The organism is Fibrobacter sp. (assembly GCA_024399065.1).
Lineage (GTDB): Bacteria > Fibrobacterota > Fibrobacteria > Fibrobacterales > Fibrobacteraceae > Fibrobacter.
This window is the reverse complement of sequence record JAKSIB010000061.1, coordinates 1-11,873: the sequence shown is the minus strand read 5'-3', so window position 1 is coordinate 11,873 and position 11,873 is coordinate 1. Positions and strand designations below refer to the sequence as shown.

Here is an 11,873-nt window from a genome sequence, read left to right as displayed (position 1 = left end):
ATTCCGGCAGATCCACATGACGCTTCAGCCAACTTAAAGAAACTTTCATTTTTTAATCCTTTTTACGGAACTTTCCAAAAAGAAAAGCACCGACTTTAAATCGGTGCGAAATATAGAAAAACAGAGGAAAACCTTTTCTTGAAGGTCTCTTGAATTTAGACGAATTTCAGTGCAGGTAGGATTTCTTCCACGAAGGCGGTAATCCAGCTGGGTCTTGCATCTAGGCACGGCACACGCTTGAGGCGGGGGCCGCCGGCCTTGTAGTAGACTTCTGCGATTTCGTCATCGACCTCGGAAATGGTTTCCAGGTTGTCTGCGGTAAAGACCGGAGTGACAACGATGATGGGCTTTTTCTGGGCGCCCAGGTGCTGGACCGTTTCTACCAGGGAGGGCCCCAGCCACTTTCTGGAGGGAACCTTTCCGCTGCGGTATCTGCTCTGGTAAACTGCAAGGGCTTCACCCTGGAACTTGTCTCCAACAAGTTCGCGAAGCTTTGCACTAATGTCTCGTACACTTTGTTCGCAGTCCATCTGGTACGGGTCTCCAGCTTTTTTCACTCGCCAACTTTGGATGGAATGGCAGGAAATAACCAAGGTGTCTTCAGGTTCAATTTGCTCGCTGATGGTTTTTGCTACTTCTCGGACCCAGGCCGGATTTTGGCAAAATCCGTTTGCAACAAGAATGTTTCCCTTGAACTGGATTTTCTTGGCGCATTCCAAGACGCTGTCAATGGCGGATTGGGTGGTGACGCCGGCCCTTTGAGGATACAGGGGGAGAACGTGAACTGTGTCTATGCCTTCTTCCTCGAATTGCTTGAGAGTATCTTCGATGGAGGGCTTGCATCCGAACTGATAAGCAAGGCTGATAGAACTGTAGTTAGCAATCCTATTCTGTTTTACAGCTTCAGAATTGGCAAATTCTTTGCGGACGGCTGCAAGAAATTCCCTGGAGTAAGTGACCAAGGGCATTTCGGTAAAATTGTTACGGGCAAACATCCTGGAGTACTTGCCGTAGCTGGTGTACTTGGCTTTCGGAAGGATGATGTGCTTTAAAAGCAATTGCCAGAAAAAACTTTTCTTGCCCATGGTATGCCAATCCCCGAGGTATCGGTGGAGGTAGGTTTCAATATCGTTGATATCGAGGCTTGCAGGGGATCCTAATTGAACAAGAAGAAGACCAGTAGACATAAATACGTTATATGTAATAGAGTTGAAGTTGAAATATTATCGGCGACGGCTGCGCTGGAAGTTGTTTTCCTGGCGCTCGTAGGGCTTGCGTTTTAGCTGGTCGATGACAGCCTGCAGTTCCTTGGGCAGGGGGCAATCTAGAACTTTCTTTTCGCCTTTCCAGTCAAATTCCAAGCGACAGCTGTGAAGGAAAAGGCGGTGCAGCCCCAGCTCCTTTTTGACTTCGCGGTTCAAGGCGAAATCGCCATAGCGGGAGTCGCCCAGCAGGGGATGGCCGATGCTTGCGAAATGTGCGCGGATCTGGTGCATACGGCCGGTTTCCAACTTGATCTTTACCAAGTCATAACCGATGTAATGCTGCTTCACGCGGTAATGGGTAATGGCTTCCTTTGCATCCTTGTCTTCGACGCCAACCTTCATCTTGCTGCCCTTGGCGGCATCGGTGCGGGTAAGCTTTTCGTTGATGGTGCCGCGGTCCTTGTCCAGGTTGCCCTTGACCAGGGCGTAGTAGTACTTGTCTACCTCGTGTTCGCGGATCATGCGGGTAAGGTCACGGAGGGTGTCGCCGTGGAGTGCCACCAGCAGCATGCCGGAAGTTTCCTGGTCCAAGCGGTGGGCGATGGTGGGTTTAAAGTCTAGCTGTTCCTGGCGGCCCCATTCCCACAGGTATTCCACCAGGCTTTCGCCGGGCTTGCATCCGGAGCCGGGCTGGCTTGCCAAACCGGAGGGCTTGTTCACCACAAGGTAGTCTTCGGTCTGGATAACGATATCCAATTCCTTGGCGCCCCAGTTGGACTGCTTTTCTGCGCCAGACATGGTCTTGCCCCAAGTGGACTTCTTTTTGGCGAAACCTGTGACTGCGGACTTGTCGCGGGCGGGTGCCGTACCGGGGAAGGAAATAATGTTTTGAGGCTCGAGGCTCGAGGCTCCAGGTTCGAGGCTTGAAGCCCCGGATTCTTGAGATGCTTGGTAAGCGGCTTCAATGTCGGCCTTCATCTGGGCAGACTGTGCGCGGCTCATATCCTTTTCGTCTTCGGCAACACTCTTGAAATTTTCGTAGATGTTTACCAGGTCGCCTTCCTGAAGCATCAGGTTGGCCTTGGCAACGACACCGTTGACGCGGACTTTCTTCTTGCGGATTACTGCAAAGAAAACGGACAAGGATTCTTCGGGGAATGCCTTACGGAGGAATCGGTCGAGGCGCATATTTGCGAAGTTGCGGTCAATCTGACGAGTTATCATGTTTTAGTGGTTAGTGATTAATGGTTAGTGATTGGTGATTAGTGGATGGTGAATTCCTTTCTACTGTCTACTAACCACTGTCTACTGTTTACTTCTTTTTGCGTAGTGGGCTAGGCGGATGCCGTCGGCGGCGCTGGTGACGATGCCGCCAGTGTATCCGGCACCTTCCCCAAGGACGAAAAGACCCTTGGTGTTCACGCTTTCCATAGTCTCGTTATTACGGGTAATGCGGAGCGGTGAACTGGTGCGGGTTTCGGGAGCCACGATGAGGCCTTCTTCGATAAAGCCCGGAATCTTGCGGTCAAAATTCTGGAAACCTTCTGCCAGACTCTTGCAGATGGTCTTGTCCATCCAATCCCACATGTTGCTAGCTACGAGGCCGCAAGGATAGGTGGACTTGGGTAAATTCTTGTCGACGCGCTTGGCCAAAAAGTTCTTGATGGTCTGTGCGGGGGCGGCGTAGTTCTTGCCACCTACGGCGTAGGCATCGGATTCAATTTTACGCTGCAGGTCCAGACCACCAAAGAGGGTGCCTGCGGTCTTGATGTCAAAACCTTCTGCGCCTGCGGTAATGGGGACAGCGATTGCGCCGTTTGCGATCTTGCCGTTACGGCTGCTGTAGCTCATGCCGTTGGTGGCGAGGGTGCCGGGTTCCGAGGCGCAAGGCACTAGGACACCACCGGGGCACATACAGAAACTGTAGGCGCTGGAGGTTTTGTTCAGTGTAGGCGTTGCAAGGAAATATTCTGCGGCGCCTGTCAGTTTCGTATCCACATTGGGACCCAGCTGACGAACATTGATGAGCATCTGAGGGTGTTCCACACGGACGCCCATGGCAAAAGCTTTGCTTTCCAGAGTGACACCGCGGGCATGGAGCATTTCATAAATGCCACGTGCGGAATGGCCTACGGCAAGAACCAAGGCTTCGCAAGGCTGCCAATGGCTGGGGCAAATTTCTGCAAAGTCGGCAGAAGGAACTTCACCCAGGTTGCGGCGGGAAACGTCGCGTAACTTGATGGCGCAAATGCGACCGCTCTTGATTTCAATATCTTCCAGCATGGTGCTGAAATGAATCTTGCCGCCCAGTCGTACAATTTCTGCGCGGAGCTGACGGAGCATCAGGACCAAACGGTCCGTACCAATGTGGGGCTTTGCGAAAGTGACTACGCTTTCGTCTACGCCGAAGGTAGTCATGTCCCTCAGGACTTGGTCAGAAAAAAGATTTCTGCTGCGGGTGTTCAGTTTTCCGTCACTGAATGCGCCTGCGCCACCTTCACCAAAAAGGACGTTGCTGTAGGCGTTATAGTTGCGGTCCATAAAGAATCGACGGATGTCGCGGAATCGTTCTTCAACCTGCTTTCCCTGCTCGTAAAGATCTACAGAAAAACCTTTGCGCAGAAGATGCAGTGCTGCCCACAATCCGGAGGGGCCTGCGCCAACTACATCAACGTGACCAGCAACAGGCACAGAGCTTCGCTGGGGATCGTCTTCCAGGGATTCTTTTTCACGCTTGGATTCAATCAAGCCTTTTGCGTGGTTGCCTGTGGCACGAACCTGACGCTTCAAGTCGAAAACCACATTGTAGGACCAGTGCGGATCACCCTTCCTACGGCTATCCAGAGAAAAACGTTCTACTTCGAGATTGAAAATTTCTTCTTCATGAACGCGAAGTTCCCGGGCAAGGGCTGCCCGGTATTCACCCTTTTTGCGGAGTGCAACTGCTAATTCTCTGTAGCGGTAGGTAAACATTACGCTCAAATGTAGAAAACATTAGAAAGCGTAATTGACGCGAACTCCGCCGAAGATATCCTTATATTCGTTGAACAGGTTGTCTGGGCGGTAGTACATTGCTGCGCCAGCATACCATTCGGTGTTCAAACGCTTGGTGTGGTTAATGAGCAGGTTTACATTGCCCAATACGTCAATTTCATCTTCACCGGATTTTTCTCCGTTTTGTTTCCAACTGGTGGTCAGGTATCTGAATGTTCCGTTGGCACCAAGAACCATAAAGCGGTTCATGAGAGGTACTTCGATTTCGTCTTCAACAGCGACTTCGGTTTCAAACATGTCGTCGCGTTCGTAACTCTTGAAACGAGGCGTTACAGCAATCTTGTTCTGGAGGCTAGGCAAGGTAGATGTTATGGAAATGGGGTAACTTTGTTCAAAGTAGTCGGCGCCTTCGAAATAGTAACCCATCTTGCCCCAAGTCTTGTTGGAGAAATCAAACTTCTTCATCAAACTGTCGTTGTGGAACTTGGAGTGGTCTGTACGAAGAACCCATGCTCCTCCAACCTTGAAGAGGGATTTGAGCTTTCTCACAGAAACGTCGCCTTTCAAGGAGTGCTTGAAAATTCGTTCCTGGAATTCGGAACCCAAATAGGGCTCCGTTGACATTTCCATATATTCCTGCCAACGATCCTTATCTACCTTGGTGCTGTCGCCATCGTGATAAATGGTGAGGGTTTCCTTTCCCTTGCGTTTCTTGAACCAGCTGTCCTTATAAATTTCTTCACTGAGAGCAAACACCCCGTGGATTCTGAAGGGACGGTACTGAGTTCTATATTCAAGATTGTAGGCCACGTTTACGTCAACGTTTTCATTGATCTTGACCTTGTTGGAAAGATTGAAGTTCTGGATATACTTGGCTCGGTCATTGTCCAGTTCGTGTTCTTTCTTCCAGCTGTCAGATGCACTGCCAAAGAATCCCAAGGTGGTTCCTTCGCCAAGGCCAAAAATGTTTGCCTTGTCTTCTGAAGCTGCGTTTTCAACATTAATCTGGTAACCGAAATTCAATGTCCAGAACTTGGAAATAATTTGTTCGATATTGCCACCGAATTCGCGGGTGTCAGCCAACAGATCCGCAGAACCTGCACTGAAGTAGTTTTCGCCCACGTATTTCAAATGACCTGCGATAGTTGTCTTGTTGATGTTCCAGAACAGGGATGCTCCAACGGCAAGATTCTGGCCGCTCCAACGCATGCCAAGGACCTTTTCGTCATCGCTTGCATCAGCAGCATCTTTTCTTGCCTTCTTGGCATTTTTAATGAGAGTCTTCAAGGAATCTCTCATTTGGCTTCTGGTCATGGTGGTGTTGTCACCAAAGATTTCTTCCAGTTCTGCGGAGGTCAAACGATTGATTTCTGTTTCGTTAGCCATCAATTGACGGATGTCGTTGTATGTGGCGTAGTTGACGCCTGCTTCCTGGAAAACCTGGTTGATAGCTCGTTCTACGAAAACTTCTGCAGTGTCTGCTCGGCCGATAGCAACCTGACCATTCAATTCGATATCCCCAGGATAGAACAGCCAGTTACCATCGGCGTACATGGTAAAGGATTCTTGCAAGGGCTCACTAGTGATATTGGTAGCCTTTGTTCCCTTACGGAAGAAGGGATCTTCAATTTCATCGTTGGCGTAGAGGACGCCGAACTTTGCATCAAAGCGGCGGACAGGAGACCATTTCACGGAACCGCCAACAACTTGTCTTTGTGCCTGGGCTTCGCCATATTCAATGAGGTTGTTGTACATGTCCGGATGACGTTCGCCAGGAACAAGTGATCTTTGGGCTTCACCGATCATGGCCTCGATTTCAAACATAGGCTGGTCGCCGTTGTTTTTCAGCAATGAAAGAGTGTAGTCAGCACCAAAGACGGGGAGGGCGGACATGTAAATGTCACCGTTGATTTTCTGGAAGTCACCGAGGATAGCCTTGTTGTACTTGTCGGTGTAGGTAAGAGAAATGGGATTCGGTGCAATGTGATTCCAGGAATCGGATGTCAGATTTGCATCAAATTCAAGTGTTCCGCCGTTGGGCAATTGCATCAGCAAGTAGGTGCTGATTTCAGTGCCGAATCCGGGCGTTTGGAAAAGGTTCTTATAGCGTTCGCCAGGTTTAATGGTGTCGTTGTAGGCTACCACACTTTCTTTCTTGTGGTTATGTCTGGTTAGAACTTTGTGATAGTAGTCGCCCAGCATGACGTTTCCGATAACAGACCAGGATTTCTTTTCTGTGTTTGCTGCTGTTGCGGATTCGTTGGCTTTGGTAATGTTAATAATCTGGTCGTTAGGATTTACACTGCGGCTTGTAACGCCAGGAATTTCAGGATTTGGAGGAAGAACAGATGCAATGGCCTGATAGTCGGAACTGAAGTTGGTTTCGTTTGCGTCAACGCTTTCCAATACGGAGTTGTCTAGAATTTCCTTGGACGCGGCTCCGTTCTTATTCTTGTTTACCTTTGTATTGTCGAAGGTAAGCAGGCTGTTGCCCATGTCCAGAATGCCGTAACTGTTGTTTTCGAACTTGCTGGAACCTACATCGGTTTGTGCCAACAGATCGTTTTCCAAGGCCACGTTGTTCTTTGTAAAAGAGGTTCGCTGGATGTCTGCAACAGAGTAGTTGGAAACATGAAGTGCAACGCCCTGGTTTTCTTCGAAGGTACAGTCGCTGATGTCAAGCTTGGAATTCTTGGCGTAAATGCCACGGCTAGTGGTCTTGCTTACGGAAGAAGACTGCATAGAAAGGCGGCCGTTTTCCACAACGATTCCATTTTCTGCGCCAGAAACAGCCGCATTTCTGATTTCATTTTCCTTGTCGGAAGAAATGAATACGCCCTTCCAGTTTGCGTTTTTGGATTCGCCGTAAGGCTCCAAGGTAACCTTGTGCAGACCTGTGCCTGCAATGACCAACTGGCCTTCCACATAGAGGCCTGCGCCTGGAGCAAACTGAAGGACAACGCCCGGTTCAATAACGAGAACAGCGTTCTTTTCAACAAAGACGTTGGACTCAATTGAATAGGGGGACGCGTCTGCTTTCAAGAAACCCTGGAGGTTGCCGGAGAGTTTCGTTGCTGCCTCGTTTGCGACAACTTCTTTTGCTTCCGTCACATTAGTTTCAGCCACATTGGCTTCAACCACTTGTTCAGTAGCGGGTTCTGCAGGCTGTTCTGCGACAGGTTCGGCAGTCTCTGCAACTTGTTCTGCGGTAGGTTCGGCTGCGGTTTCAGCGGAAGGCGCAGCAACGGAATCGCTTGCTGTTTCAACAGCAGGTGCGGCTGCTTCGGCAACTGCGTCAGCAGCGGATTCTGCTACGGGAGTGGCCACGGGGACGAAGGCTTCCTGCGGAACAGAAACTTCGTCCTGGGCGACCGTTAAGCTTGCGGTAAGGGCGATGGCGGAAAGATAAAAAGGAGCTTTCATTATCTAACCTCGTAAGTTTTTGTTGCAGACAGGATGGAACCGTTCTTCATAATCACCTTGATTGTGATATCCGTCTTTGCGTTGTAGGGAAGTTCTACTTGATGGTCGAAGATGTTCGACTGGAAATCCGTGGGACGCAAGATTACCTTGTTCTTTCCCTTTTGAGAAATGGTAATCATCTTGATATAACGGGGATCGTTATTCGGAATGTTTGTAATTTTGAACGTCAGGTTTCTATAGATGGAATTGCTTTGGTATCCCTGAGGAGGTTTAGGAGAACGAATTCGTTCATAAGTGTTTCCTCCGGTGATTTCAAGGGTGTGCTTTCTCGGAGGGAAGCATCCCAAAGTCTTTGTCACCTGATGGATGTTTCCGGCCTGGTCTTCTGCAGTGAAGGTGTACTTGTGGACGCCGCTAGTCAGTTCCTGCCTAATGGAGGCGTTGCCCTTGTAGTGCATGCTTTCGATGGTGGTTTCATCATCGAAAATTGACTTGTAAATGACTTCATCGCCCTTGCTGTTATTTAAGGTCAGCTTTGCGTAGCACTTCAGGGAGTCTGCGGATTTTACTGTAAGGAATGGCTTTTCTGTATTGACCAATTTGCTTGTCTTGTCTACGTCAAGATCCAGGGTGATTGTCTTTGATCCAAGCTTGCTGGAATTATATTCCACGGAAACGCTCTTTTCGTTCCAGTTGCCCTTCTTTTCGGAGACGTTGACCGTATGGGTGAACGAACCGTTTGCGCTCAGCGGTACAAGGTTGGGGGAGGTGTATGCTCCCATCTTTACGAACAAAGTTGCTGCCGGGTCGCCGGTATTGAAAGAACCTTCAATGGTGAATGCTGCCGGGTTGCTTACGGAAATGGGGGACTGGGTTGCGACGGTGAGGAGGGGAGCGCGGAGGGTGGAATCAATAGTTTCTTCTTCCTTTGCCTTTCCTACGTAGAAAGTGTTTAGCTGACCGCAGTGAATACGAAGCTTTCCAATTTGGCAAGTTACGGCGAACTTCTTTTCGCCAATAGCGCCAACATCCCAGGTAGGCTTGAATTCCATTTCGTTGCCGTTGGAAGCCTGTTTTTCACCGGCAATTTCTACGGTATCGGCTGCGGCGCATTTTCCCTTGACCACAACCAGTGTGTCGGCCACCTTGTCTGGGAGCGGAGCAAAGTCACACTTGACCTTACCCTTCAATGCGTCCTTCATGTGGGTGAGGAGGGAATCCTTCTCGGAAATCACTTTGCCCAGGGAATCGGCGCTTATGGTAGAATCGCTAAGGATTTCGTCCAATTCATCGAAAAAGTCTGTTGTACCAGAGGAGACGAGGTCCAGGACCATAAGATCTTCACCCTTGGGCACTGCGGTTTGGCCACCATTGATTATAGTAGCCTTGTTTCCTGTGGAAATTTCCAGCTGGCCTGTGCGGAGGGTTGCAATCAGCTTGCCGTTACGGGATTGTCCGATGATACCTTCGGTTCCGCGAATGGCTGCCACGGCAGTTCCGGTCTTGAATTTGATGGAACTTTCCTTGTTAGCCTGCTTTTGAACGTCGAAACGAACTTTACCTTTCTTAATATCTGTGGTAGAAATGTTTTTTCCGTCTTCGGAGATGAGTTCGGACATGGAAACGATGGAGTTTTCTTCGATGGAGATTGAACTTCCGTCGGGGAGGCCCACAATGACCTGGGATTCCATCATGGTTCTGAGCAAATCCCCTTCGTGAACCTTGGTACCTACATGAGGTTCGACCCATTCACTTGTATTTGGTTTTTGTAGCCCGACATCGCCAATTCGGGAACGAACCTTGCCATAAGTTGTTTTTGCAGCGAAAGAATAGGCTACTAAAGTGGCAAGAACAATGCTGAAAAGTCTAAAAAAGCGCGAAAAGGACATATTGCCTCATCTAGGAAAAACCAAACTATGTAAAATATATTTATTATTTAGGATAGCTTGGACGGGCGTAACCGGTCTAAGTAAGAAAAAGATAACATTTCCAAAAATGGATGTATTATGGACGTAGAAGAATTGACCGTTGCTTTTAGCGATGAAGAATCTGGCGAAGACGTAATCAAGGAACTGGACAAGGAAATCCTCTCCAAGGGTGCATGGCCTACCGTCATGTTCCTCTACCAGGAAAAGGATCCCAAGACTGGTGATTTCGGCGAACCCAAGGTTTCTCTCCGTCGTTATCGCAAGATGAACGGTATGTTCAAGGCCCAGGGCAAGTTCAAGATTACTGGAAAGGCTCAGGCTGAAGCAATTATCGATGTCCTCAAAAAGTGGTACAATATTTAATGGACCCTGCTAGTAGTAAAAACAAGGCCTCCAAGAAAACTGTAAAGAAGGCCGCTCCCAAGTACAATATCGAATTCCTCTGCGAGGGGGAAATCGAGGCTTTCCCGTATAAGGACAAGTTCGAAAAGATGGCTCGCGAACTCCTTGCCGAAGAAGGCAAGGAAAAGGATGTGAACATCGTCCTCTGCTCCGACGAGTTCGTCCGTGAAATGAACAAGAACTATCGTGGCCTGGACAAGGTGACCGACGTTCTCTCCTTTGAATGGCACGAAGAAATCCCTGGTGCCGATGAAATGCTGGGTGAAATCTACATCGCCCGCGACCAGGTGAAGCGCCAGGCTCCGGAATACGGCAATACTTTCTATGCCGAAATGAAACGCGTCATTGTTCATGGCCTGCTGCACCTTTCCGGTTATGACCATATCAAGGCTGCAGATCGCAAGGTGATGCGTGCCCGCGAATGTGAATTCCTGGGTCTTGATCCCTATAAGGAGAAAGACTAATGGAATCCTCTGAAAGTTGGGCGTTAGCCTTCTTAGTACTCTTTCTCTTTACTTCCTTTTGCTTTTCGTTGGTCAAGGCATCCTTCAGCGCCATCTATTCAAAGCGTGACGCCAAGGACCGTGAAGGCCGAGAAGAAAAGGTTGCTTCTCTCGTAGAAATCGATGGTTTTAATGAAACCATTTCCATTGGCAGAATTTTCTGCAACGTGGGAAGTGGTGTTCTCGGTTTCTATCTGTTTGAAATGATTCCCTGGGCATGGGTTCAGGAATACTGGGCTCTGGCTTTTGCCGCCTACATCGTGGTGGCATGCATCGTCATTTATACCTTGACGGTTTTCTCCGCAAACTTGCTGGGCAACCTTAAGCCGGATACCTTGGCAGTGGTGTTGATTCCGCTGTTCCGCTGGATCCGCCTGCCCTTTGCAATTCCTGCGAAGATTTGCCACTTGGTGTTTGTGAAGACCTTGAAGGGCATGGGCTACGATTCCAAGCTCAGCTTCCTTCCGGAAGAACGTCGCGACGCTGTTCAGGCAGATCTTTCCGATGATAACGGCGAAGATGGCGAAGGTCTGGAAAAGGAAGAACGCCAGATGATCCTGAACATCTTTGATTTCGTGGAAACTCCGGTTCGCGAAATCATGACGCCCCGTGTGGACATGTGCGCTATTGATGTGGATACCGCCCTGGAAGACCTGGTGAAGGTTTTGAATACGGAACGTCATTCCCGTTTGCCGGTATACAAGGAAACGGTGGACAACATTGTGGGTATCCTATCCAACAGAGACTTTTTGGAATGGTACACGGAACATCGTGACGAACCTTTTGACATCATGAAAATTGTGATGCCGCCGGTTTTCGTTCCGTACCACAAGAAGATTGATGATCTTCTCACAGACCTCCGTAAGACTGGTAACCAGCTTGCCATTGTTGTTGATGAATACGGTGGAACTGCAGGTCTGGTGACCTTGGAAGATATTCTGGAAGAAATCGTTGGTGAAATTCGCGACGAAGACGACGTGGATGAAGACGAAGATGTGCAGCGCCTTAAGGATGGCCGCTACATTCTGGATCCGCTGATGACTTTGTCTGACCTGGAATATGAACTGGGTGTAGAACTGGAAGCTCCGGAAAATTCCCACGTGGAAACTTTGTCCGGATTGATTCAGGCAACCCTCGGTATTATTCCGTCTCCTGGCGCAGAAGTGGTCATCAAGGGCTACACCTTCCGCGTCCTCAAAATGGATGGTACCCGTATGGAGAAGGTTCTTATGATTCAGCCCGGTAAGGCTAAGCCGAAGAACCCGCCCCGCACCCAGACCTTCAAGGTGACCTAGGTTTCGCGAAGTTTCCTGAGTTTCGCAACAGGTGATGACGTTTGAAAAAGTCCCGCTTTTGGCGGGACTTTTTTTGTATAACTGAAAACTACCGGCTAGGCCGGTAGTTCCGTAAAAGCCTTC

8 protein-coding genes are annotated in these 11,873 nt (G+C 49.2%); 3 read left to right on the top strand and 5 right to left on the bottom strand.

Annotated elements, in window-relative coordinates; all coding sequences use genetic code 11:
• Positions 1–155 precede the first annotated feature (155 nt).
• From hemH to MJZ25_15865, 5 genes are all read right to left on the bottom strand, one after another.
• The gene (gene hemH, locus MJZ25_15885; protein MCQ2125654.1) at positions 156–1,187 is read right to left on the bottom strand and encodes a ferrochelatase; all 1,032 of its coding nucleotides are present in this window, start codon (positions 1,185–1,187) and stop codon (positions 156–158) included.
• A 36-nt stretch (positions 1,188–1,223) separates the two neighbouring features.
• Complete coding sequence (locus MJZ25_15880) at positions 1,224–2,429, bottom strand: RluA family pseudouridine synthase (protein MCQ2125653.1); 1,206 nt, start codon at positions 2,427–2,429, stop codon at positions 1,224–1,226.
• Between the two features lie 81 nt (positions 2,430–2,510).
• On the bottom strand, positions 2,511–4,178 hold the full coding sequence (locus MJZ25_15875; GenBank protein MCQ2125652.1) for an NAD(P)-binding protein: 1,668 nt from the start codon (positions 4,176–4,178) through the stop codon (positions 2,511–2,513).
• A gap of 21 nt (positions 4,179–4,199) precedes the next feature.
• A complete protein-coding gene (locus MJZ25_15870; protein MCQ2125651.1) occupies positions 4,200–7,622 on the bottom strand; it encodes a right-handed parallel beta-helix repeat-containing protein in 3,423 nt (1,140 codons plus the stop codon).
• Entirely contained in the window at positions 7,622–9,511 is a 1,890-nt protein-coding gene (locus MJZ25_15865; GenBank protein ID MCQ2125650.1) for a FecR family protein, read from the bottom strand. Before MJZ25_15865 ends, MJZ25_15870 begins: the two co-directional genes overlap by 1 nt.
• A gap of 117 nt (positions 9,512–9,628) precedes the next feature.
• On the opposite strand from MJZ25_15865, the gene MJZ25_15860 reads away from it, so the two are divergent.
• Genes MJZ25_15860 through MJZ25_15850 form a run of 3 tightly spaced genes read left to right on the top strand, consistent with a single transcriptional unit; the run spans position 9,629 to position 11,750 of the window.
• Positions 9,629–9,913: a hypothetical protein gene (locus MJZ25_15860; protein ID MCQ2125649.1), complete on the top strand. Its 285-nt coding sequence runs from the start codon at positions 9,629–9,631 to the stop codon at positions 9,911–9,913.
• Positions 9,913–10,416 (top strand): rRNA maturation RNase YbeY, encoded by a 504-nt coding sequence (gene ybeY, locus MJZ25_15855; GenBank protein ID MCQ2125648.1) that lies wholly within the window; start codon positions 9,913–9,915, stop codon positions 10,414–10,416. Before MJZ25_15860 ends, ybeY begins: the two co-directional genes overlap by 1 nt.
• Positions 10,416–11,750: a hemolysin family protein gene (locus tag MJZ25_15850; protein MCQ2125647.1), complete on the top strand. Its 1,335-nt coding sequence runs from the start codon at positions 10,416–10,418 to the stop codon at positions 11,748–11,750. Before ybeY ends, MJZ25_15850 begins: the two co-directional genes overlap by 1 nt.
• Positions 11,751–11,873: the final 123 nt, after the last annotated feature.